19 protein-coding genes and 3 tRNA genes are annotated in these 22,331 nt (G+C 60.6%); 3 read left to right on the top strand and 19 right to left on the bottom strand.

The annotated features are described in order from the left end of the window. Positions 1 to 94: 94 nt before the first annotated feature. Positions 95 to 262, top strand: coding sequence for a hypothetical protein (locus E0F99_RS30015; RefSeq protein WP_156795338.1), 168 nt, complete (start codon positions 95 to 97; stop codon positions 260 to 262). A gap of 548 nt (positions 263 to 810) precedes the next feature. Here the strand turns inward: E0F99_RS30015 and E0F99_RS16555 are convergent. Beyond that, positions 811 to 887: transfer RNA gene (locus E0F99_RS16555), tRNA-Val, on the bottom strand. A 184-nt stretch (positions 888 to 1,071) separates the two neighbouring features. Between E0F99_RS16555 and E0F99_RS16550 the strand changes: the two genes are divergently transcribed. Further along, positions 1,072 to 2,355: an NAD(P)/FAD-dependent oxidoreductase gene (locus tag E0F99_RS16550; protein WP_083357740.1), complete on the top strand. Its 1,284-nt coding sequence runs from the start codon at positions 1,072 to 1,074 to the stop codon at positions 2,353 to 2,355. 232 nt (positions 2,356 to 2,587) lie between these two features. On the opposite strand, the gene E0F99_RS16545 is transcribed toward E0F99_RS16550, so the two are convergent. From E0F99_RS16545 to leuC, 18 genes are all read right to left on the bottom strand, one after another. Continuing rightward, a tRNA-Asp gene (locus E0F99_RS16545) sits at positions 2,588 to 2,664 on the bottom strand. A 55-nt stretch (positions 2,665 to 2,719) separates the two neighbouring features. Then, positions 2,720 to 2,795, bottom strand: a tRNA-Val gene (locus E0F99_RS16540). A gap of 107 nt (positions 2,796 to 2,902) precedes the next feature. Then, entirely contained in the window at positions 2,903 to 3,667 is a 765-nt protein-coding gene (locus E0F99_RS16535; RefSeq protein ID WP_083357739.1) for an SDR family oxidoreductase, read from the bottom strand. A gap of 11 nt (positions 3,668 to 3,678) precedes the next feature. Then, a complete protein-coding gene (locus E0F99_RS16530) occupies positions 3,679 to 4,890 on the bottom strand; it encodes an O-succinylhomoserine sulfhydrylase (RefSeq protein ID WP_083357738.1) in 1,212 nt (403 codons plus the stop codon). Positions 4,891 to 4,955: 65 nt separating this feature from the next. Continuing rightward, positions 4,956 to 6,461, bottom strand: a complete 1,506-nt coding sequence (gene purF / locus E0F99_RS16525; RefSeq protein WP_083357737.1) for an amidophosphoribosyltransferase — start codon at positions 6,459 to 6,461, stop codon at positions 4,956 to 4,958. A 41-nt stretch (positions 6,462 to 6,502) separates the two neighbouring features. After that, positions 6,503 to 7,060, bottom strand: a complete 558-nt coding sequence (locus E0F99_RS16520) for a CvpA family protein (protein WP_014719151.1) — start codon at positions 7,058 to 7,060, stop codon at positions 6,503 to 6,505. Positions 7,061 to 7,307: 247 nt separating this feature from the next. Continuing rightward, positions 7,308 to 7,964, bottom strand: coding sequence for an SPOR domain-containing protein (locus tag E0F99_RS16515; RefSeq protein ID WP_083357736.1), 657 nt, complete (start codon positions 7,962 to 7,964; stop codon positions 7,308 to 7,310). Continuing rightward, entirely contained in the window at positions 7,948 to 9,255 is a 1,308-nt protein-coding gene (folC, locus tag E0F99_RS16510; RefSeq protein WP_083357735.1) for a bifunctional tetrahydrofolate synthase/dihydrofolate synthase, read from the bottom strand. The genes E0F99_RS16515 and folC overlap by 17 nt, the downstream gene beginning before the upstream one ends. Then, positions 9,252 to 10,172: an acetyl-CoA carboxylase, carboxyltransferase subunit beta gene (accD, locus tag E0F99_RS16505; RefSeq protein ID WP_083357734.1), complete on the bottom strand. Its 921-nt coding sequence runs from the start codon at positions 10,170 to 10,172 to the stop codon at positions 9,252 to 9,254. Before accD ends, folC begins: the two co-directional genes overlap by 4 nt. 247 nt (positions 10,173 to 10,419) lie before the next feature. After that, positions 10,420 to 11,052 carry a phosphoribosylanthranilate isomerase gene (locus E0F99_RS16500; protein WP_083357733.1) on the bottom strand — a complete coding sequence of 211 codons (633 nt, stop codon included), beginning with the start codon at positions 11,050 to 11,052 and terminating at the stop codon, positions 10,420 to 10,422. 63 nt (positions 11,053 to 11,115) lie between these two features. Next, entirely contained in the window at positions 11,116 to 11,940 is an 825-nt protein-coding gene (truA, locus tag E0F99_RS16495; RefSeq protein WP_083357732.1) for a tRNA pseudouridine(38-40) synthase TruA, read from the bottom strand. 144 nt (positions 11,941 to 12,084) lie between these two features. After that, positions 12,085 to 14,673 (bottom strand): FimV/HubP family polar landmark protein, encoded by a 2,589-nt coding sequence (locus E0F99_RS16490; RefSeq protein WP_083357731.1) that lies wholly within the window; start codon positions 14,671 to 14,673, stop codon positions 12,085 to 12,087. Between the two features lie 161 nt (positions 14,674 to 14,834). Beyond that, positions 14,835 to 15,845 carry an aspartate-semialdehyde dehydrogenase gene (locus E0F99_RS16485; protein ID WP_083357730.1) on the bottom strand — a complete coding sequence of 337 codons (1,011 nt, stop codon included), beginning with the start codon at positions 15,843 to 15,845 and terminating at the stop codon, positions 14,835 to 14,837. 160 nt (positions 15,846 to 16,005) lie between these two features. Then, the gene (asd, locus tag E0F99_RS16480) at positions 16,006 to 17,118 is read right to left on the bottom strand and encodes an aspartate-semialdehyde dehydrogenase (protein WP_083357729.1); all 1,113 of its coding nucleotides are present in this window, start codon (positions 17,116 to 17,118) and stop codon (positions 16,006 to 16,008) included. Between the two features lie 64 nt (positions 17,119 to 17,182). After that, positions 17,183 to 18,265, bottom strand: a complete 1,083-nt coding sequence (gene leuB, locus E0F99_RS16475) for a 3-isopropylmalate dehydrogenase (RefSeq protein WP_083357728.1) — start codon at positions 18,263 to 18,265, stop codon at positions 17,183 to 17,185. 52 nt (positions 18,266 to 18,317) lie between these two features. Beyond that, positions 18,318 to 19,082, bottom strand: a complete 765-nt coding sequence (locus E0F99_RS16470) for a class I SAM-dependent methyltransferase (protein WP_083357727.1) — start codon at positions 19,080 to 19,082, stop codon at positions 18,318 to 18,320. 130 nt (positions 19,083 to 19,212) lie between these two features. After that, the gene (leuD, locus tag E0F99_RS16465; RefSeq protein ID WP_083357726.1) at positions 19,213 to 19,857 is read right to left on the bottom strand and encodes a 3-isopropylmalate dehydratase small subunit; all 645 of its coding nucleotides are present in this window, start codon (positions 19,855 to 19,857) and stop codon (positions 19,213 to 19,215) included. Positions 19,858 to 19,867: 10 nt separating this feature from the next. Continuing rightward, entirely contained in the window at positions 19,868 to 21,286 is a 1,419-nt protein-coding gene (leuC, locus tag E0F99_RS16460; RefSeq protein WP_083357725.1) for a 3-isopropylmalate dehydratase large subunit, read from the bottom strand. A gap of 147 nt (positions 21,287 to 21,433) precedes the next feature. Between leuC and E0F99_RS16455 the strand changes: the two genes are divergently transcribed. Continuing rightward, positions 21,434 to 22,324: a LysR family transcriptional regulator gene (locus E0F99_RS16455; RefSeq protein WP_083357724.1), complete on the top strand. Its 891-nt coding sequence runs from the start codon at positions 21,434 to 21,436 to the stop codon at positions 22,322 to 22,324. Positions 22,325 to 22,331 lie beyond the last annotated feature (7 nt).

Genomic DNA, 22,331 nt, shown 5'->3' with positions numbered 1-22,331 from the left:
GGGTGCCCTACAGCGCCGACGCCATAACGTCGAACGACACGTCCATCACCAATTCCATCGTACCCCCCTGGTTTGAATTCAATCGCTAGCCAGTATGACCAAGTCACTGCGACTTGAGCAGCGCTTCATAATCGGCGCAGATCTGCGCGCGAATCATCAACGCCGCAGCGCCCAAAGCCACAGCATCCTGCCCAGCAGTCCCGATTTGAATGCGTGGGCATGGGCGATCGGCGCGGCTGCTGATCAGCGACTCAAGGGCTAAAGGCGGATGATCAATCGGGCGAGTATGGCCCCGGGGAGAAAGCCGCTGATCAGGATGGTCTGCGGGTCAAGCACCGATCCTAGAATGTTGATGGCTTAGCGCAAGGCCGGTGTCGCTTCATCGAGCCAAAGGTCAACACTGGCGTTGAGGGGCTGATTGATGTGTCTCGATTGCCGGCAGGCGCTTGCGCAAGCGTGCTCAACCACACCGGATCGGCTCGACCGTGAAGAATCCTGTTCCACACCTATACTCAATGAAGCCATGCGCATTCTTGCGCATCGCTGACGGCACGACCGCCGACGAAGAGGGTAGCCATTATGTATGCCGGACACATGAGTATGACCACAACCAATGGCGAAATTCGCTGCCAGATGGTTGTTCAGATCATCTGCCTGTTGTCGGTGGCTACGCTGTTCTGCTGACCCAAACCAGCCCTTCAACGTGAGCCGCACAGCGGCTTGGCGACCTATTGCCTTTATTCCAGACAACAAAAAAGGGCCCACCTTTCGGTGAGCCCTTCTAGACCGCCCAGCAGAGCGGATTTTGTTTGGTAGGCGCGATTGGACTCGAACCAACGACCCCCACCATGTCAAGGTGGTGCTCTAACCAACTGAGCTACGTGCCTGCTGTGAGGCGGCATTCTACGGAATTGTGGAGGGGTGTCAACATCTTTTTTGCAGCTAAGCCTATGAATATGCGAATTATTTATTTGCTACGGGCGCACCCGAAGTTTTCGGGTGGCTGGCAGGCAATTTTCAACTCAGGTAGGATCTGAGCACTCGTAAAAAATATAAAACAGAGGTTCCAGGATGGCGAACACCCCCTACCCCCAGTCGTATTACGCCGCGTCCGCCAATGCGGTTCCGCCTCGCCCGCTACTGCAAGGTGAAGTCGAAACTGACGTGTGTGTGATTGGCGCCGGCTACACCGGCCTCTCCAGCGCGCTGTTTCTGCTGGAAAACGGTTTTCGCGTCACCGTGCTGGAAGCGGCCAAAGTGGGGTTTGGCGCGTCGGGCCGCAACGGCGGGCAGATCGTCAACAGCTACAGCCGCGACATAGATGTCATCGAGCGCAGCGTTGGCCCCAAGCAGGCGCAGTTGTTGGGGCAGATGGCGTTTGAAGGCGGCAAGATCATTCGCGAGCGCGTGGCCAAGTACCAGATCCAGTGCGATTTGAAGGACGGCGGCGTGTTCGCCGCGCTCAATAGCAAGCACATGGGCCATCTGGAGTCGCAGAAACGCCTGTGGGAGCGCTACGGCCATACGCAGCTAGAGCTGCTCGACGAGCGCCGTATCCGCGAGGTCGTGGCCTGTGACACTTATGTCGGTGGTCTGCTGGACATGAGTGGAGGGCACATTCACCCACTCAATCTGGCATTGGGGGAAGCGGCAGCCGTGGAATCGCTGGGCGGCACGATCTACGAGCAATCGGCCGCGGTACGCATTGAGCGCGGGGCCAACCCGGTGGTGCACACCGCCGAAGGCAAGGTCAGGGCTAAATTCATCATCGTCGCGGGCAATGCCTACCTGGGGAACCTTGTGCCCGAGCTGGCGGCCAAGTCGATGCCATGCGGCACACAGGTCATCACTACCGCGCCCCTGGGTGAAGAACTTGCCAGGACATTGCTGCCGCAAGATTACTGCGTCGAAGACTGTAACTACCTCCTCGATTACTACCGCCTCACCAGCGACAAGCGCCTGATCTTCGGCGGCGGCGTGGTGTACGGCGCGCGCGACCCGGCCAATATTGAGGCGATTATCCGCCCGAAGATGCTTAAGGCCTTCCCGCAGCTCAAGGATGTGAAAATCGATTACGCCTGGACCGGCAACTTCCTGCTGACCCTGTCGCGCCTGCCGCAGGTCGGTCGTCTGGGCGACAACATCTATTACTCACAGGGTTGCAGCGGTCATGGCGTGACGTACACACACTTGGCAGGCAAGGTACTGGCGGAGGCGCTGAGAGGCCAGGCGGAGCGCTTTGATGCGTTTGCTGACCTGCCACACTACCCGTTCCCGGGCGGGCAACTGTTGCGCACGCCGTTTGCTGCGCTGGGCGCGTGGTACTACGGGCTGCGGGATAAGTTCGGGTTCTAATTGTGATAGCTGGCTGCCGACGATGGCCTTACCTTAGACCAAGGTAAAGCTATCGCAGACAAGCCAGCTCCCACATTGACCAGTGGCAGCTACGGAAGAAGCTCAAACCAAAATATCAAATCGCAGACACAAAAAACCCCGGTCTTTCGACCAGGGTCTTTGCTATCGGATCAAAGATAAGCCAATGGCTTTCTTTGTGCTTCAAGGCGTTCAGTGGGCCTTGAGGCAGATATGGCGCAGCGGACGGGACTCGAACCCGCGACCCCCGGCGTGACAGGCCGGTATTCTAACCGACTGAACTACCGCTGCGCGTCGGTGCAACCTTTAACGTTGCGTCCTGCCCTAAGGCAAAACTCTCAAGAAGTGGTGGGTGATGACGGGATCGAACCGCCGACCCTCTGCTTGTAAGGCAGATGCTCTCCCAGCTGAGCTAATCACCCTTTGCTTCGTTGAGGCCGCGAAATTTACGCAGGTAACGGACCTAAGTCAATAGCCTGCTTGAAGTTTTTCTGAAAAAGCCAAAATAGCTTCAAGACGGCTGCCCGCCCTACTCGCTGTAAATCATCTTCTTGCTCATGCCACCGTCCACCACAAACTCCTGGCCGGTGACAAAGCCCGCCTGACGCGACAACAACCACGCCACCATCGCCGCCACGTCCTCAACCGTACCTACCCTGCCCGCCGGATGCTGGGCATGGTCGACATCGGTCAACGGCTCGGCACGCCGCGCCGCAGGATCACGCGCATCGATCCAGCCAGGGCTGACGGCATTCACCCGCACCTCAGGCCCCAGGCTCATGGCCAAGGCGTGAGTAAGGGCCAGCAGGCCGCCTTTGCTCGCCGCATAGGCCTCGGTGTTAGGCTCCGACTGACGCGCGCGGGTCGACGCCAGGTTGACGATGGCACCGCCGTGGGCACGCAGGTACGGCGCACAGTGCTTGGCCAACAGCATCGGCCCACTGAGGTTTACCGCCAATATGCGGTTCCAGTACGCCAGGTCGAGGCTTTCCAGGGTCATATTGCGCGGGTCAGCCACCGCCGCGTTGCACACCAGCGCATCCAGGCGCCCGAACTGCCCCAGCACCTCGGCAACACCCTGGGCGACTTGTTTCTCATCCGCCACGTCCATGGTGATAAACCAGGCGTTGTCACCCAGCACCTTGGACACCTTGGAACCGCGTTCGCGATCCAAGTCGGTCAGCACCACTTGCCAGCCTTCACTGATCAGCCACGCGGCGATACCGAGGCCAATGCCCCGTGCCGCGCCCGTCACCAGTGCAACGCGGCCGTTACCGGTCGCCGCAGCGTCCATGGACCACTCGATCACAAGGCAGCCAACCCGCGAGCCAAGTCAGCTTGCAAGTCAGCCACATCTTCCAGGCCCACCGCGATGCGAATCAGGCTGTCACGTATACCCGCCGCTTCACGCTCTTGCGGGGTCAGGCGGCCGTGGGAGGTGGTGCCTGGGTGAGTAATAGTGGTTTTGCTGTCACCCAGGTTGGCGGTGATGGAGATCAGGCGTGTCGCATCGATGAAGCGCCAGGCGCCCTCCTTGCCACCCTTCACTTCGAAGCTGACCACAGCGCCGAAACCACGCTGCTGGCGCTGGGCCAATGCGTGTTGCGGATGGCTCTTGAGGCCCGCGTAATGGACCTTCTCGATACCGTCCTGTTGCTCCAGCCACTCGGCCAGGGCCTGGGCATTGGCGCAATGGGCCTTCATGCGCAGGCTAAGGGTTTCCAGGCCTTTGAGGAAGATCCAGGCGTTGAACGGGCTCAAGGTCGGGCCAGCAGTGCGCAGGAAACCCACCACTTCCTTCATCTGCTCGCTGCGACCAGCAACCACACCGCCCATGCAACGGCCCTGGCCGTCGATGAACTTGGTGGCCGAGTGCACGACGATGTCCGCACCCAACTTCAACGGCTGCTGCAACGCAGGCGTGCAGAAGCAGTTGTCGACCACCAGCATTGCCCCCTTGGCGTGCGCCACTTCGGACAATGCGGCGATATCCACCAACTCAGCCAACGGGTTGGACGGCGACTCGACAAACAGCAATTTGGTGTTGGCCTTGATTGCCGCATCCCAACCAGACAGGTCCGCCAAGGGCACGTAATCCACTTCGATGCCAAACCGTTTGAAGTATTTCTCGAACAAGCTGATGGTCGAACCAAACACGCTGCGCGACACCAGCACATGGTCGCCAGCGCTGCACAGGCTCATTACCACCGCCAGGATGGCAGCCATGCCGGTTGCCGTGGCCACCGCCTGCTCAGCGCCTTCCAGGGCCGCGATACGCTCTTCGAATGCACGCACAGTCGGGTTGGTGTAGCGCGAATAAACATTGCCGGGCACTTCACCGGCAAAACGCGCGGCGGCGTCGGCAGCAGTGCGGAACACATAGCTTGAGGTGAAGAACATCGGGTCACCGTGCTCACCTTCCGGGGTACGGTGTTGGCCGGCGCGCACAGCCAGGGTATCGAAAGCTACGCCATCGAGGTCGCTGTCCAACCGACCGGCATCCCATTCCTGACTCATGCTGCGACTCCTTACTCAATGCTTTATTTAGGATACAAAACCGGCCCCTCAGGGCCGGCATTTACTCAGTTGTTGTACAGGTCGATGATCGCGCTGACCGCCTGGGTCTTGATCTTCGACGAGTCGTTACGCGCCTGCTCGATCTTGTTCAGGTAGGCCTCGTCGACATCGCCGGTCACGTACTTGCCGTCGAACACGGCGCAATCGAACTGCTCGATCTTGATCTTGCCACCACCCACGGCTTCGATCAGGTCCGGCAGGTCCTGATAGATCAGCCAATCGGCGCCGATCAGGTCGGCCACGTCTTGGGTCGACCGGTTATGGGCGATCAGTTCGTGGGCGCTCGGCATGTCGATACCGTATACGTTCGGGTAACGCACGGCAGGCGCAGCGGAACAGAAGTACACGTTCTTCGCACCGGCTTCGCGGGCCATCTGGATGATCTGCTTGCACGTGGTGCCGCGCACGATGGAATCGTCCACCAGCATCACGTTCTTGCCGCGAAACTCCAGCTCGATCGCGTTGAGCTTCTGGCGTACCGACTTCTTGCGCGCCGCCTGGCCCGGCATGATGAAGGTGCGGCCGATGTAACGGTTCTTGACGAAGCCTTCGCGGAACTTGACGCCCAAGTGGTTGGCCAGCTCCAGCGCAGCGGTACGGCTGGTGTCCGGGATCGGGATCACCACGTCGATATCATGCTCAGGACGCTCGCGCAGGATCTTCTCGGCCAGCTTCTCGCCCATGCGCAGACGCGCCTTGTACACCGAAACGCCGTCGATGATCGAATCCGGACGCGCCAGGTAGACGTGTTCGAAGATGCACGGGGTGAGTTTCGGCGCAATTGCGCACTGACGGGTGTGCAGCTTGCCGTCTTCGGTGATGTACACCGCTTCGCCCGGCGCGAGGTCGCGAATCAGGGTAAAGCCCAGCACGTCGAGGGACACGCTTTCGGACGCGATCATGTACTCGACACCTTCGTCAGTGTGACGTTGGCCAAACACGATAGGGCGAATGCCATGCGGGTCGCGGAAGCCGACGATGCCATAACCGGTGATCATGGCCACCACCGCGTAGCCACCGACGCAACGGTTGTGCACGTCAGTCACGGCGGCGAACACGTCTTCTTCGGTCGGCTGCAGCTTGCCGCGCTGAGCCAGCTCGTGCGCGAACACGTTGAGCAGCACTTCCGAGTCGGAGTTAGTGTTGACGTGGCGCAGGTCAGATTCGTAAATCTCCTTGGCCAACTGTTCAACATTGGTCAGGTTACCGTTGTGCGCCAGGGTGATGCCATAAGGCGAGTTGACGTAAAACGGTTGAGCTTCGGCCGACGTCGAGCTACCGGCAGTCGGGTAACGCACATGGCCAATACCCATGTGCCCGACGAGGCGCTGCATGTGACGCTGGTGGAACACGTCACGCACCAGGCCATTGTCCTTGCGCAGGAATAACCGGCCGTCGTGGCTGGTCACAATACCGGCAGCGTCCTGGCCGCGGTGCTGGAGGACGGTTAGCGCGTCATACAGCGCCTGATTCACGTTCGACTTACCGACGATACCGACGATGCCACACATGCGACGCAACCCCTACTTAATGAATCTTGACTGAACACAACTTACTGAGGCGTTTTGGCCGGTAAGAGGTGCTCCTTGAACGGAAGATCAGCGGGTACGCTGATTCCGCTGGCCAGCCACTGACTGCTCCACCCCAAAATGAGGTTTTTGGACCAGTCTGCAACCAATAGAAATTTTGGCACGAGCACCGACTCCTGCCACCACGAATCCTGCTGTACCGGCCCCAGGCTCAACAGCCCGACCGCCACAACCACCAGCAACGCGCCACGCGCGGCGCCGAAGGCCATGCCGAGAAATCGATCGGTCCCTTCGATGCCGGTGACACGTATCAACTCGCCAATAAGATAATTGACCATTGCTCCCACCAGCAGCGTGGCGATGAACATGATGGCGCAGCCCGCGATGACGCGAGCCGAAGGTGTTTCGATGTAACCGGCCAGGTAAACCGACAGTGAACCACCGAACATCCAGGCGACGACTCCTGCGATGATCCAGGTCAGCAACGACAGTGCTTCTTTTACGAAGCCGCGGCTTAGACTGATCAAAGCGGAGATGGCGACGATTGCAACGATCGCCCAATCAACCCAGGTAAATGGCACAGTGCAGCCTACGTACGGATAAGGCGGCGCATTTTAGCAGAGCGCCGGGCTATCGGTAAGCTGTGATTGCGGGTGCTTTGCAAATCAATGGGTTGTGAAGAGCGAACGCTATCTTAAGACTACTAAAAAACCAATGTGGGAGCGGGCTTGCTCGCGAATACGGTGTGTCAGATACACATTCAGTGACTGACACTCCGTATTCGCGAGCAAGCCCGCTCCCACACTTGAACCGCATTCCCGCTTAAAATCAGCCGCGCTCAGGCTGGAAACGCACCACAAAACCATTGAGATTCTGCTGCCGGCCCAACAAGTCCCGCAGGCGATCTGCCTCGGCACGCTCGATCAGCGGCCCGACAAACACCCGGTTCTTGCCGTCGGCGCTACGGATATAGGCGTTGTAGCCCTGGGTACGCAGCTTTTTCTGCAAGGCTTCGGCGCTCTCGCGGTTGGCCAGGCTGGCGAGCTGGATCGACCAACTGATCGGCAAGCCATTCGGATCGATACGGCTCTGCCCCACATCAGGCTTACCCGGCGCAGCCGGTTGCGGCGCTACTGGCTTGGGCGCAGGCGCGGGCGCAACAGGCTTGGCGGCAACGACCGGGGCCGGAGCAGGCTTGACCACAGGAACACTCGGCTGTATCGGCTGGGTCGGCGCCTGCTGCGCAGCGATTTCCTCATCGGTCGGCACCGGCTCTTGCGGCAGCGCCTGCGGATCGGGCACCACCACCGGCTCAACCTGAACCTGAGGCACCGTCGGTGCCTGGGGCATGGCTGGCGCCTCAACCACTACCTGGCGCTGTTCGTCCTGGCGGGAAAACAGCATCGGCAGAAAAATCACCGCCAACGCCACCAACACCAGGGCTCCAACCATTCGCTGCTTGTAAGCGCTATCCAGTAATGCCATGTGCAGCTTCCTCCGTGGAGCGCCGGGCCAACCACTCTAGCGCCTCGGCAACACAATAAAATGATCCGAACAACAGAATATCGTCCTCGGCCGTGGCCACCGCACACTGCGCTTCAAGCGCCGCGATGACGCTTGCATACGACGCCACTGGCGCACCAAGGTTCTGCAAGGCGATTTCCAATTCGGCAGCCGGACGACTGCGCGGCGTATCCAGCGGTGCGACCGCCCACGCCTGGACAGCGCTCAACAACGGCGCAACCACGCCGCCCAAGTCTTTATCCGCCAACAGCCCGAACACCGCCAGGCGACGACCGACCGGCGGTGTACGTGACAGGCGTTGCGCCAAGTACTCGGCCGCGTGGGGGTTATGCCCCACATCCAGCAGCAGGTTCAGGCGCTTGCCTTGCCACTCGAAAGTGCGGCGATCCAGGCGCCCTACCACACGGGTTGCCAGCAATGTGGCAGCAATCTGCTCGGCATGCCACGGCAGATCCAGCAGCAGGTAAGCCTGCAGCGCGAGCGCGGCGTTTTCCATCGGCAGGTTCAGCAGTGGCAGATCGCGTAATTCGACCACTTGGCCACGCGCGTCATGCCCACGCCAGTGCCAATGCTGAGCGCCAATCTCCAGATTGAATTCGCGACCACGCAGGTAAAACGGGCAGCCCAGCTCGCGCACTTTGTCGAGCAAGGGCTGCGGCGGGTCCAGGTCACCACACAGCGCAGGTTTGCCCTGGCGCAAGATCCCAGCCTTTTCAAAGGCCACCGACTCCCGGGTATTGCCCAGATAGTCGGCATGGTCAACGCCAATACTGGTGACCAGCGCCAGGTCGGCATCCACCACATTGACCGTATCCAGGCGCCCACCCAAGCCGACTTCCAGCACGACCACGTCCAATTGCGCGCGCTCAAACAGCCAGAACGCCGCCAGGGTGCCCATCTCGAAGTAAGTCAGGGAAATCTCGCCGCGCCCGGCATCCAATGCGGCAAAGGCTTGGCAGAGCTGCTCGTCAGTGGCTTCGACGCCATTGAGCTGCACCCGCTCGTTATAACGCAGCAGGTGCGGGGAATTGTAGACGCCAACTTTAAGCCCTTGGGCTTGCAGCAACGCCGCGACAAAGGCGCAAGTAGAGCCCTTGCCGTTGGTGCCGGTCACCGTGATCACACGTGGCGCCGGCCGCCCCAACCCAAGGCGGGCCGCTACCTGTTGCGAGCGCTCCAGCCCCATGTCGATGGCTGACGGATGCAACTGCTCAAGGTAGGCGAGCCATTCGCCCAGGGTACGTTGGGTCATAGGTTTGCAGGCACCGGCGGCACAACGATCGGTTCGATTTTAGGCGCGACGTACACGGGTGTCGGCAGGCCCATCATTTGCGCCAGCAGGTTACCCAGCCGTGGACGCAGCTCGCCACGGGCGATGATCATGTCGATGGCGCCGTGCTCCAGCAGGAACTCGCTGCGCTGGAAACCTTCCGGCAGTTTTTCGCGAACGGTTTGCTCGATCACGCGCGGGCCGGCAAAGCCGATCAGGGCTTTAGGTTCGCCGACGATCACATCCCCCAGCATCGCCAGGCTGGCGGAAACACCACCGTAGACCGGGTCAGTCAACACGGAGATGAATGGAATGCCTTCTTCACGCAGACGCGCCAATACCGCGGAGGTCTTGGCCATTTGCATCAGGGAGATCAGCGCTTCCTGCATACGCGCACCTCCGGAGGCGGCGAAGCAGATCATCGGGCAACGATTTTCCAGGGCGTAGTTGGCGGCACGCACGAAACGCTCACCGACGATGGCCCCCATGGAGCCGCCCATGAAGGAGAACTCAAACGCCGACACCACCACCGGCATACCCAGCAGCTTGCCGCTGACGGAAATCAGTGCGTCTTTCTCACCGGTCTGCTTCTGCGCTGCAGTCAGGCGGTCCTTGTACTTTTTGCCGTCGCGGAACTTGAGGCGGTCAACCGGCTCCAGGTCCGCGCCCAATTCGGCACGGCCATCGGCGTCGAGGAAGATGTCGATGCGCGCGCGAGCGCCGATACGCATGTGGTGGTTGCACTTAGGGCAAACGTCCAGGGTCTTTTCCAGCTCGGGGCGGTACAGCACCGCGTCGCAGGATGGGCACTTGTGCCACAGACCTTCAGGAACCGAGCTTTTCTTCACCTCGGAACGCATGATCGAAGGGATCAGTTTGTCTACTAACCAGTTGCTCATGCTTTCTTTCTCCAGTACCGGTGGCTTGAACACAGCCCCGCGTATGCCCTTGAGCTAAATTCATTATGTGGCGATGACACAAGACAGGACGGGGTCAGACGTTCGACCGGCCATTTCCTGCCTGTATCCTCAGCCTTCCAGACAACCTGCCAGCGCAGGGTTGCCACTTCATTTCCGGGCCTCCCGCAGGCGGCGCCGGTGCTGTTTTACACAGTGGTAGTTATGGACGGCGGCAGACTGCCAGCCGTCACATCACACCCCTGCTGTTGCGCACGGCCTGCATGAATGCGCGAATCTTGTGGTGATCCTTGATGCCCTTGCCCTGCTCCACCCCACCGCTGACATCCACGGCATAGGGCATAACCTGCTCGATGGCGGCCCCAACATTCGCGGGGTTGAGCCCACCGGCCAGGATGATCGGCTTACTCAGCCCCTCGGGAATCAACGACCAGTCAAACGCCTCACCCGTGCCACCGGGAACACCTTCGACATAGGTGTCCAACAGAATCCCGCGAGCGCCAGTATAGGCAGCACATGCAGCGGCGACATCATCCCCAGCCTTGACGCGCAACGCCTTGATATACGGGCGTTGATAGCTTTCACACTCATCAGGGCTTTCGTCCCCGTGAAACTGCAGCATGTCGAGCTGCACGGCATCCAGGGTTTCGTTGAGTTCGCAGCGACTGGCGTTGACGAACAAGCCCACGGTGGTCACGAACGGTGGCAGTGCGGCGATGATCGCCCGCGCCTGCAGCACATTCACCGCCCGCGGGCTCTTGGCATAAAACACGAAACCGATGGCATCCGCCCCCGCTTCGACTGCCGCCAGCGCGTCTTCTATGCGGGTAATCCCGCAAATCTTGCTGCGAACGGCTGACATGTCGTAGAAACCTCAGGGTTGGACCGAGAAAGTCCCGGATGGTAACAAAAGCTTTTCCGGGCGTCAGCCGCCAAGTTCGCTGAAACCCGTGAGGAAGTGTGGCCCGATGAAGCGATCCGGCAATTCGAATTCGCCGCGGTACTCCACATCCACCAGGTACAGGCCGAACGGATGTGCAGTCACGCCGCCAGTACGGCGAATGCGACTTTCCAACACTTCCTTGGCCCACTCCACCGGACGCTCGCCCGTGCCGATGGTCATCAACACGCCTGCGATGTTGCGCACCATATGGTGCAGGAAAGCACCGGCACGGATATCCAGCACGATCATCTTGCCGTGGCGGGTCACACGCAGGTGATGGACTTCCTTGATCGGCGACTTGGCCTGGCACTGGCCGGCACGAAAGGCACTGAAATCATGCACACCGACCAAATGCTGCGCTGCTTCGGCCATGCGCTCAGCATCCAGCGGGCGGTGGTTCCAGGTGATTTCCTGATTGAGGTGCGCGGGGCGGATCTGATCGTTGTAGATCACATAGCGATAACGCCGGGCGATAGCCTTGAAGCGCGCATGAAAATCCGCAGGCATGACCTTGGCCCAGGTGACGCTGACGTCATGGGGCAAATTGATATTGGCGCCCATCACCCACGCCTTCATCGTGCGCTCGGCCTGGGTATCGAAGTGCACCACTTGGCCGCAGGCATGCACACCGGCGTCGGTACGCCCGGCGCACATCAGCGACACCGGCGAATCGGCGACCTTCGACAAAGCGTTTTCGAGGGTTTCCTGCACCGTCAGCACACCAGAGGCCTGGCGCTGCCAGCCGCGGTAGCGCGAGCCTTTGTATTCCACGCCCAGGGCGATGCGGTTAAAGCCTGCGGCCGCCATTTCGGCGGCCGCGTTATCTATGTTTGCCAAGAACTGAGAGCCCGATGAGTTGCGCAAAGGCGGCCATTATAAAGGCGACGGGCATATGAAGGGCGCTTTTGTTGCAGGGCCCACGCCACTCCCACACTGCATTTACAACGCCCTTCAGATTTTGCCGAGCATTTCCTTGGCTTCACCGCGCTGGGCTTCATCGCCCTCGGTCAGCACTTCGGAAAGGATGTCCCGCGCGCCATCAGCATCGCCCATGTCGATGTAGGCCTGGGCCAAGTCCAGCTTGGTGGCGACCTCATCGGTGCCGGAGAGGAAATCGAATTCCGGCTCATCACCGCCCAATGCCGCGTCTTCAGCGGTGAAGGAAGGTTCGATCGGCGGGTGCTCCAGGCTTTGGGACAGACGATCCAGCTCAGCGTTGACATCGTCCAGCTCGGAAGCGAAGGCATCCGGCTTGGCCGCTGACGCAGCGGCCGGCTCCTCAGCCAGGGACAGGTCGAAGTCTTCCGGCAGGTCGAAATCATCCAGTGCAGCAGGCGTCAGGGTCGGCGGCTCAACCGGCGGCACGTCCTTCATCTGCTCTTCAAGCCCCGAGAGGAAGTCATCGTCCGATTGAGCGGACGACGGCGCTTCCAGCTGCAGGTCCAGATCGAAGTCCGACAGGTCATCCGGGCTGGCCTTGGCTTCAGTCTGGCGCTGCAGAACAGACTCGAAAGTCGGCTCATCATCCGGGCGAACCACGGCTGGCGAAGCCGCTTCCAGGTCGTCCAGGCTAAGGTCGAAATCAGTATCGAAAGCCTCTGGCTCCGGCTCCGGGGCGGGCGCAGCCGGCTTATCATCCAGCAAATTCTTGACGTATTGCGCGTCCAGCGCGGCCGCAGCGACTGCCGCACTGACGCCCGCGGCTAAAACAGCCATGGCTGGGAAGCGGCTTTTGAGCTGCTCGACCTGGGCGTGGTTTTCACCATTGGCCACCAGTTGACGCTCCTGGGAAACGAAACCGTCCTTGTCGCCTTGCAACCCGTAAACTTCCATCAACTTCAAGCGCAGGTCGCTGCGCGCGGGCTCGTACTTGATCGCCTGCTGAAGGACGTCGGCCGCCTGGTTCAGGTGGCCCCGATCGATATGCGATTGGGCTTGTGCCAGCGCATCGCTGGCGTTTTGCGGGGCCACGGCAGCGGCCAGGGGCGAAAGCACGGAGGCAACCGACGGCACCACGACCGGCTCAACAACGGCAGCCGGTGCTGGCGCTGCAGCCAACTTAACGTTCGGCGCCGCCACTTCGAGGCCTTCGAAGCTGTCCGGTGGCAGGTCGTGATCAACGTTCGGCGTAAACTGCGGCTCTTCGGCCAGTGCCCGCGCCATGCGCAGGTGCTTTTCCTCTTCGAGGCGGGCATTACGATGGCGCGCCCACAGCAGCAGGAGCAGCAACACCAGTAAGCCGGCAGCACCGCCGATGACGCCGAGGATAATCGGATTGGTCAGCAGTTCGTTGAACTTGCCTTCGGTGGTATTGGCGGGCGACGGATCCGGCTTGACCGGCTCGGGCGTAGGTGCCGCAGCAGTCGGTGCCGAATCGGCTGCTGGCGCGGTGGCCGCAGGCTCACCTGCCAACTGAGCAGGCATCGCCGCAGTGGCCGCCGGTGCTGGCGCTGCCGGGTTACCGTTTGCAGCCTGCAACTTGGCCAGTTGATCGTTTTTCAGTTGAATCAGTTTTTGCAGTTTATCCAACTGGCTTTGCAGGTCGGCCGCACGGCTTTTCAACTCGTCGTTCTCGCGGCGCGTGGTATCCAGTTCTTCCTGGGTCATCGCCAGCTTGTCGCTCAGCGCGCGGCTGTCGCCAACCTTGCCCTTCACGCCTTTCTTGGCCGATTCGGCAGAGATCAGGCTCAAGTTGTCCTTCGCATTAGTGCTCGACGGTGCATCACCAGCCTGGGTGCGCTTGGTCGCATCCAGTTGCTGCTTGCCCGCAGCCTGCTTATTGGCGGTACGGCGACCCTCGCGCCAGGCTGCATTCTGCACGGCCACTTCGGCAATCGCCGCCGGCTGCGGCAAGCTGGTGGCTTGCTGGCGATCCGGAAGGCGTAACACCTGGCCGGTCTTCAGGCGGTTGATATTACCGCCGATAAAAGCGTCAGGGTTGAGCGCCTGGATAGCCAGCATGGTTTGCTGGACCGAAGCACCGTTGCGATTCTTCGCGGCAATTTCCCACAAAGTATCGCGAGGAGTCGTGGTGTGCTGAGCAGGCTTGCTGATGGCTGGCGCAGTGCTGGGAGTTGCAGTTTTGGTCGGCGCACTCAAACGCGGTGCAGGCGTGCTGGCGGCTGGCGCCGGCTGTTCGAACTTGGCAGGGTCCAGCAGCACACTGTAGTCACGCATCAGGCGACCGCTAGGCCATTGCACCTGCAACAGGAAACGTACGTAGGAATCGGGCAGCGGCTTACTGGAGGTGACGCGCACCACGCTACGACCGCTCGGGTTGATCACCGGCGTAAACGTCAGGTCATTAAGAAACGCCTGGCGATCCACACCCGCATCCACAAATGCCTGGTCGGAGGCCAGGCTCGGCGTAATCTCGGAAGCCGTGAGGCCGCCGACATCGAGCAATTCGATTTCCACCGACAACGGCTGGTTCAACTTCGACTTGAGGGTCATTTCCCCAAGCTGCAGCGCCTGCGCCATACCGGAGGACAGCGCCGAGGCGGCCGCTATTGCTAACACCAGTTTGCGAACGTGAACCATAGCCTCATCCTTTGTTTGAACACTCCTCGGCCTGCGAGAAGGTTGGTAACCGCTGCCATAAGGCATGGCGAGCCGATAGGTCACCGACGCGCTTGTGTTCTGCTTTGGACCAAGCATAGCGCCTGGCTAGAATCAATCTACAAATTGACGCCAAGTATCTTTTACGCAAGGCCTTTTATCAACAACTGCGCCAGCTGCACGGCGTTGAGTGCTGCGCCTTTGCGTACGTTATCTGACGTCAGCCACACATTTAGTTCCGCTGGGTCATCCACGCCCGCACGCACTCGGCCAACGTAGACTACATCCTGACCGACCGCATCCCCAACCGCCGTGGGGTAGTCGCCCTCTTCAACCAGCTCGATACCCGGTGCTGCCTCAAGTGCACGGTTGACCGCGACGAGGTCGACCGGCGCGCCCAACTGCAATGACACAGTCAGGCTATCGCCAAAAAACACCGGGGCTTGAACGCAGGTCGCGGAAATCTTTAGCAAAGGAGTTTCCAGCACCGCACGCAGTTCGTGTACGAGCCGTTTCTCCAGGTCGGTATGACCTTGGGCGTCTGGTTTGCCAACTTGCGCAAGCAGGTTGAAGGCCATCTGTCGATCAAAGAACTTAGGCTCCAGCGGGCGCACGTTCAACAGCTCGGCGGTCTGCCGGGCCAGTTCACTGACGGCCTCGCGGCCCTGAGCAGACACGGCCAGGTTGGCCGTGACGCTGACGCGCTGGATATCCAGCAAGCCGCGCAACGGCGCCAGAACCACCGCCAGGTTGGTGGCCGAAGGGCTTGGGCTGCCGAGCTGAAAGGGCTTTTTCAGCCCCTTGAGTATGTGCGCATTGGCTTCCGGCACCACCTGAGGTGCTTGATCGGCCGGCAAGGCGCCGGACAGGTCGATCACCGAGCAACCGGCGGCCGTGGCGCGCGGGGCGAAACTCAGGGTTACCGCAGGGCCCGCGGCAAAAAAGGCCAACTGCGCTTTTTTGAAGTCGAACTCATCGACTTCCTTGACCCGCACGTTCTTGCCGCGAAACGGTACTGAGGCGCCGGCCGAGTTACTGCCCGCCAGCAGGTACAGGGTGCCTACCGGGAAATCCAGCTCTTCGAGAATCTGCACCAGGGTTTCACCCACGGTGCCGGTGGCGCCGATCACGGCGATTTCAAAGGTCTGGGTCATGGTGGCTGCCTCGGGCATTGCGGGGGGAGCGGCACTTTACCGGGTGGTTGGGGGTGAGGCAATTAACCTGGGTTTTGTGGCCGGACGCAATGATCATTAGCGCGCAATAAAAAACCCGCGCCTGTCACCAGCCGCGGGTTTTCCATACAGCGCTAAGCGATCAACGCTCCAGCAAAATCCGCAGCATGCGACGCAGCGGCTCAGCCGCGCCCCACAGCAGTTGGTCGCCAACGGTGAACGCGCCCAGGTACTGAGTACCCATATTCAGCTTGCGCAGGCGGCCTACCGGTACATTCAGGGTGCCGGTGACTTTGGTTGGGCTCAGCTCCTGCATGCTGATATCGCGGTTGTTCGGCACCAGCTTGACCCAAGGGTTGTGCTGACTGATCAGCCCTTCGATATCGGCGATCGGCACGTCTTTGTTCAGCTTGATGGTCAACGCCTGGCTGTGACAGCGCATGGCGCCGATGCGCACGCAAATGCCGTCCACCGGGATCGGGCTTTTGAAGCGACCCAGAATCTTGTTGGTCTCGGCCTGGGCCTTCCACTCTTCGCGGCTCTGGCCGTTCGGCAGTTCTTTGTCGATCCACGGGATCAGGCTACCGGCCAATGGCACACCGAAGTTCTCGGTCGGGTAGGCCTCACTGCGCATGGCTTCGGCCACACGGCGGTCGATGTCGAGGATCGCGCTGGCAGGGTCCGCCAGTTGATCGGCAACCGCTGCGTGGGTCGCGCCCATTTGCTTGATCAGCTCGCGCATGTTCTGCGCGCCGGCACCGGACGCCGCCTGATAGGTCATGGCGCTCATCCACTCGACCAGACCGGCTTCGAACAAGCCGCCCAGGCCCATCAGCATCAGGCTGACGGTGCAGTTGCCGCCGACGTAGTTCTTGGTGCCCGCATCCAGTTGCTGGTCGATGACCTTGCGGTTGACCGGGTCGAGGATGATCACGGCGTCGTCCTGCATGCGCAGGCTCGAGGCAGCGTCGATCCAGTAACCTTGCCAGCCGGCTTCGCGCAACTTGGGGAAGACTTCGCTGGTGTAGTCGCCACCCTGGCAGGTCAGAATCACATCGAGGGTTTTCAGCTCTTCAATGCTGTAGGCGTCCTTGAGTGGGGCGATATCCTTGCCCACGGACGGCCCTTGGCCACCTACGTTCGAAGTGGTGAAAAACACCGGCTCAATAAGATCGAAATCCTGCTCTTCCAGCATCCGCTGCATGAGCACGGAACCGACCATACCGCGCCAACCGATCAGACCTACACGTTTCATCGCAACTACACCTTGTTAAAAAGTGGGCCGCCTTGCAGCAACAACTGCAAGCGGGCCCGAGAGATTACAGATTCCGCAACGCGGCGACTACTGCGTCGCCCATTTCTTGCGTCCCAACTTTGGTGCAGCCTTGTGACCAAATGTCACCAGTGCGCAGACCCTGGTCCAGAACCCGGCTCACGGCCTTCTCGATAGCGTCTGCTGCTTCACTCAGGTTGAAGCTGTAACGCAGCATCATCGAGACCGACAAAATGGTCGCCAATGGGTTGGCAATGCCTTGGCCTGCGATGTCCGGCGCCGAACCGTGGCACGGCTCGTACATGCCCTTGTTGTGGGTGTCCAGGGACGCCGACGGCAGCATGCCGATAGAACCGGTGAGCATCGAGGCCTGGTCGGACAGGATGTCGCCAAACAGGTTATCGGTGACGATCACGTCGAACTGCTTGGGTGCACGCACCAGTTGCATGGCGGCGTTGTCGACGTACATGTGGCTTAGTTCGACGTCCGGGTAGTCCTTGGCGACTTCTTCGACGATTTCGCGCCACAGCTGGCTGGAGGCCAGTACGTTGGCCTTATCGACCGAGCAGACCTTTTTGCCGCGCACACGGGCCATGTCGAAACCGACACGGGCGATACGGCGGATTTCGCTCTCGCTGTACGGCAGCGTGTCGTAGGCCTGACGCTCGCCATTCTCAAGCGTGCGCACGCCGCGTGGCGAGCCGAAGTAGATACCGCCGGTCAGTTCACGCACGATCAGGATGTCCAGGCCTGCAACCACTTGCGGCTTGAGGCTCGACGCATCGGCCAGTTGCGGATAGAGGATCGCCGGGCGCAGGTTGCCGAACAGGCCCAATTGCGCACGGATCTTGAGCAGGCCGCGCTCAGGGCGGATGTCGCGTTCGATCTTGTCCCATTTCGGGCCGCCCACGGCGCCGAGCAGCACCGCGTCAGCCGCACGGGCGCGGTCCAGAGTCTCGTCGGCCAGGGGCACGCCGTGCTTGTCGATGGCGGCGCCGCCGATCACGTCGTGGCTCAATTCGAAGCCCAGGCTGTACTTGCTGTTGGCCAATTCCAGGACCTTGACCGCCTCGGCCATGATTTCCGGACCAATACCGTCGCCAGGGAGAATCAGAATCTGCTTGCTCATGCGTTCCTCATTTCATCAAGCGACCTGCCCGTGGGCAGGTCGGGAAAATTAATCAGCGCTCGGCAAAAACCACCAGCACGTCGGTGCTGAAGGTGCCGTCGGCTTGAATCTCGTAGTAATCGCGCACTTCCTGGCCCATCGCCTTTTGCAGCTCAAGGATTGCAGCACGCAATACCTCTGGCGTGCGCATGCGCTCGACCCACGAGGTGTATTCCAGGCGCAAACGCTGACGGCTGCTGTTGCGCACGTGCAGGCCAGCCTCGCTGAACTGGCGCATCCACTCGCCGGCGGAATAATCGCGCACGTGGCTGGTGTCGCGCAGCACTTCGACGGTTTGCAGGTAAGTGTCCAACAGCGGGCTGCCCGGTGACAAGACATCAACAAATGCCGCCACACCGCCCGGCTTGAGTACCCGACGTACTTCACGCAGGGCCAGCCCAAGGTCGCTCCAGTGGTGGGCTGAGTAACGGCTGAACACGAAGTCGAACTCGCCATCGGCGAACGGCAAGCGTTCGGCGGCGCCGTGCACGGTGCGGATGTTGCTCAGACCACGATCCTTTGCGGCGCCTGCGACCACGTCGAGCATCTGCTGGGACAGGTCGTAGGCCACCACTTCTTTGACCAACGGCGCAACGTTGAAACTCACATGACCGGCGCCGCACCCCACGTCCAGCAGTCGCGCAGCGCCAGCCCCGGCCAGTTCGGCCTGGAGCAGCGCGAATTCGGTGCCTTGGGCGTGCACAGCACTGCTCAGGTAGGCCGCGGCCTGCTCACCGAATTGTTTTTGCACGACTTGGGTGTGGGCGGTGCTGGTCATGATGGTTTTCCTTGGGTTTTGGGGTGTTTGTACGGCCGCTATCGCAGGCAAGCCAGCTCCCACAGATGGAATACATTCCCCTGTGGGAGCCGGGCTTGCCCGCGATGGGGCCCGCACGGTCTACCGCAAATCAAGCGTCACGAAACAACCAAGGCTGGCTGGCCCGGTGCTTGGTTTCAAAGGCAGCAATCGCATCGCCGTCCTGCAAGGTCAGGCCGATATCGTCCAGGCCGTTGATCAGGCAGTGCTTACGGAACGCGTCGACTTCAAAGTGGTACACCTTGCCGTCCGGACGGGTCACCGTCTGCGCTGCCAGGTCAACCGTGAGCTGGTAGCCCACATCGGCTTCGACTTGTTTGAACAGCTCGTCCACTTCGGCGTCGCTCAAGATGATCGGCAGCAAGCCGTTCTTGAAGCTGTTGTTGAAGAAGATGTCGGCGTAGCTCGGCGCGATGATGCTGCGAAAGCCATATTCTTCAAGGGCCCACGGCGCGTGTTCACGGCTGGAGCCGCAGCCGAAGTTCTCGCGGGCCAGCAACACGCTGGCGCCTTGGTAACGCTCGGCGTTGAGCACAAAATCCTTGTTCAACGGGCGCTTGGCGTTGTCCTGGTAGGCGTAGCCCACGTCCAGGTAGCGCCACTCGTCGAACAGGTTAGGGCCGAAACCGGTGCGCTTGATCGACTTCAAGAACTGCTTGGGGATGATCTGGTCGGTGTCGACGTTGGCACGGTCCAGCGGCGCGACTAAGCCTGTGTGTTGGGTAAAAGCTCTCATCGGGTTTTCCTCAGATCAATTCGCGAACGTCGATGAAACGACCGTTGACGGCAGCCGCAGCGGCCATGGCCGGGCTGACCAGGTGGGTACGCCCACCGGCGCCCTGACGCCCTTCGAAGTTACGGTTGGAGGTGGACGCGCAATGCTCGCCCGACTCCAAACGGTCCGGGTTCATCGCCAGGCACATGGAGCAGCCCGGCTCGCGCCATTCAAAACCGGCTTCGAGGAAGATCTTGTCCAGGCCTTCGGCTTCGGCTTGCGCTTTGACCAGCCCCGAACCTGGCACCACGATGGCTTGCTTGATGGTCGAGGCGACTTTGCGGCCCTTGGCGATCACCGCCGCAGCGCGCAAGTCCTCAATCCGCGAGTTGGTGCAGGAACCGATAAACACGCGATCCAACTGGATGTCGGTAATCGCCTGGTTGGCTGTCAAGCCCATGTATTTCAAGGCGCGCTCGATGGAGCCACGCTTGACCAGGTCGGCTTCTTTGGCCGGGTCCGGCACGTTTTGATCAACAGCCAAGACCATCTCGGGCGAGGTGCCCCAACTGACTTGCGGCTTAATCTGGGCAGCGTCGAGCTCGACCACGGTGTCGAACACCGCATCGGCGTCGGAGACCAAGTCTTTCCAAGCCTCGACCGCAGCCTCCCAATCGGCGCCTTGCGGGGCGAAGGGGCGACCTTTGACGTATTCAACGGTTTTTTCGTCCGCCGCCACCATGCCCACACGGGCACCGGCTTCGATGGACATGTTGCAGATGGTCATGCGGCCTTCGATGGACAGGTCGCGAATCGCGCTGCCGGCGAACTCGATCGCATGGCCGTTACCGCCAGCGGTGCCGATCTTGCCGATCACAGCGAGCACGATGTCCTTGGCAGTGACGCCGAAGGGCAGTTGGCCTTCGACCAACACCAGCATGTTCTTCATCTTTTTGGCGACCAGGCACTGGGTGGCGAACACATGTTCCACCTCAGAGGTGCCGATGCCATGGGCCAAGGCGCCGAACGCACCGTGGGTGGAGGTGTGGGAGTCGCCGCAGACCACGGTCATGCCCGGCAAGGTGGCGCCCTGCTCCGGGCCGATCACGTGAACGATGCCTTGACGCACGTCATTCATCTTGAATTCGGTGATGCCATATTCGTCGCAATAATCATCGAGAGTCTGCACCTGCAGGCGCGACACGGTGTCGACAATCGCGTCGATGCCGCCTTTGCGCTCAGGCGTGGTCGGCACGTTGTGGTCCGGGGTGGCGATGATCGAGTCGACGCGCCAAGGCTTGCGCCCGGCCAGTCGCAGGCCTTCGAACGCTTGAGGCGAGGTCACTTCATGGATGATGTGACGGTCGATATAGATCAGCGACGAGCCATCGTCGCGCCGTTTCACTTCATGGGAATCCCAAAGCTTGTCGTAAAGCGTTTTGCCGGCCATCAGTCGGTCCTCATCATCGGTCTTTCTATGCCCCGGGTCTTGAGCGATTCAATAACCCTTTGGCTTGTGAGGCTGATGGTATGGCGCTACATTAAATAACTCAAATTCATATTTTTTATGCTTTGGATTACCAACTGGAATACCACAATGGACCTGGCCAACCTTAATGCGTTTATCGCCATCGCCGAGACCGGTAGCTTCTCCGGCGCAGGTGAGCGCCTGCACCTGACCCAGCCGGCCATCAGCAAACGTATTGCCGGCCTTGAGCAACAATTAAAGGTGCGTTTGTTCGATCGCCTGGGCCGTGAAGTCGGCCTCACTGAGGCCGGGCGCGCCCTGCTGCCGCGCGCCTATCAGATTCTCAATGTGCTGGACGACACCCGCCGCGCCCTCACCAACCTGACCGGCGAAGTCAGCGGCCGCCTGACTTTGGCCACCAGCCACCATATCGGCCTGCACCGCCTGCCACCGATCCTGCGCACCTTTACCCGCGAGTACCCCAACGTGGCACTGGATATTCAGTTCCTCGATTCGGAAGTGGCCTACGAGGAGATCCTGCATGGCCGCGCCGAAGTGGCGGTGATCACCCTGGCGCCCGAGCCGCACAATCTGGTGCGTGCCACGCCGGTGTGGGATGACCCGCTGGATTTTGTGGTGGCACCGGAGCACAGCTTGACCGGCAATTCCACGGTCAACTTGGCCGACATTGCCAAGCACCCGGCGGTGTTCCCTGGCGGCAATACCTTTACCCACCATATTGTCAGGCGGTTGTTCGAAGCCCAGGGCCTGACGCCGAACATCGCGATGAGCACTAACTACCTGGAAACTATAAAAATGATGGTATCCATCGGCCTGGCCTGGAGCGTGTTGCCGCGCACCATGCTCGATGATCAGGTGGCAAGTATTGCTTTGCCGGGCATACAACTCAGTCGCCAGCTAGGCTATATCGTGCACACCGAAAGGACGCTGTCGAACGCTGCGCGGGCTTTCATGAGCCTATTGGATGCACAGGTCGATCTGCCAGCCATACCGGCATGAAGCTGTG

The organism is Pseudomonas antarctica (assembly GCF_900624995.1).
Classification (GTDB): Bacteria; Pseudomonadota; Gammaproteobacteria; order Pseudomonadales; family Pseudomonadaceae; genus Aquipseudomonas; species Aquipseudomonas antarctica.
This window is presented reverse-complemented; position numbering and strand designations above follow the sequence as displayed.

Bases quoted from the DNA above. Each gene is read 5' to 3' on its own strand.
- E0F99_RS30015 (WP_156795338.1), top strand. From the start codon at position 95: ATGACCAAGTCACTGCGACTTGAGCAGCGCTTCATAATCGGCGCAGAT.
- E0F99_RS16550 (WP_083357740.1), top strand. From the start codon at position 1,072: ATGGCGAACACCCCCTACCCCCAGTCGTATTACGCCGCGTCCGCCAAT.
- E0F99_RS16535 (WP_083357739.1), bottom strand. From the start codon at position 3,667: ATGGACGCTGCGGCGACCGGTAACGGCCGCGTTGCACTGGTGACGGGC.
- E0F99_RS16530 (WP_083357738.1), bottom strand. From the start codon at position 4,890: ATGAGTCAGGAATGGGATGCCGGTCGGTTGGACAGCGACCTCGATGGC.
- purF (WP_083357737.1), bottom strand. From the start codon at position 6,461: ATGTGTGGCATCGTCGGTATCGTCGGTAAGTCGAACGTGAATCAGGCG.
- E0F99_RS16515 (WP_083357736.1), bottom strand. From the start codon at position 7,964: ATGGCATTACTGGATAGCGCTTACAAGCAGCGAATGGTTGGAGCCCTG.
- folC (WP_083357735.1), bottom strand. From the start codon at position 9,255: ATGACCCAACGTACCCTGGGCGAATGGCTCGCCTACCTTGAGCAGTTG.
- accD (WP_083357734.1), bottom strand. From the start codon at position 10,172: ATGAGCAACTGGTTAGTAGACAAACTGATCCCTTCGATCATGCGTTCC.
- E0F99_RS16500 (WP_083357733.1), bottom strand. From the start codon at position 11,052: ATGTCAGCCGTTCGCAGCAAGATTTGCGGGATTACCCGCATAGAAGAC.
- truA (WP_083357732.1), bottom strand. From the start codon at position 11,940: ATGGCGGCCGCAGGCTTTAACCGCATCGCCCTGGGCGTGGAATACAAA.
- E0F99_RS16490 (WP_083357731.1), bottom strand. From the start codon at position 14,673: ATGGTTCACGTTCGCAAACTGGTGTTAGCAATAGCGGCCGCCTCGGCG.
- E0F99_RS16485 (WP_083357730.1), bottom strand. From the start codon at position 15,845: ATGACCCAGACCTTTGAAATCGCCGTGATCGGCGCCACCGGCACCGTG.
- asd (WP_083357729.1), bottom strand. From the start codon at position 17,118: ATGAAACGTGTAGGTCTGATCGGTTGGCGCGGTATGGTCGGTTCCGTG.
- leuB (WP_083357728.1), bottom strand. From the start codon at position 18,265: ATGAGCAAGCAGATTCTGATTCTCCCTGGCGACGGTATTGGTCCGGAA.
- E0F99_RS16470 (WP_083357727.1), bottom strand. From the start codon at position 19,082: ATGACCAGCACCGCCCACACCCAAGTCGTGCAAAAACAATTCGGTGAG.
- leuD (WP_083357726.1), bottom strand. From the start codon at position 19,857: ATGAGAGCTTTTACCCAACACACAGGCTTAGTCGCGCCGCTGGACCGT.
- leuC (WP_083357725.1), bottom strand. From the start codon at position 21,286: ATGGCCGGCAAAACGCTTTACGACAAGCTTTGGGATTCCCATGAAGTG.
- E0F99_RS16455 (WP_083357724.1), top strand. From the start codon at position 21,434: ATGGACCTGGCCAACCTTAATGCGTTTATCGCCATCGCCGAGACCGGT.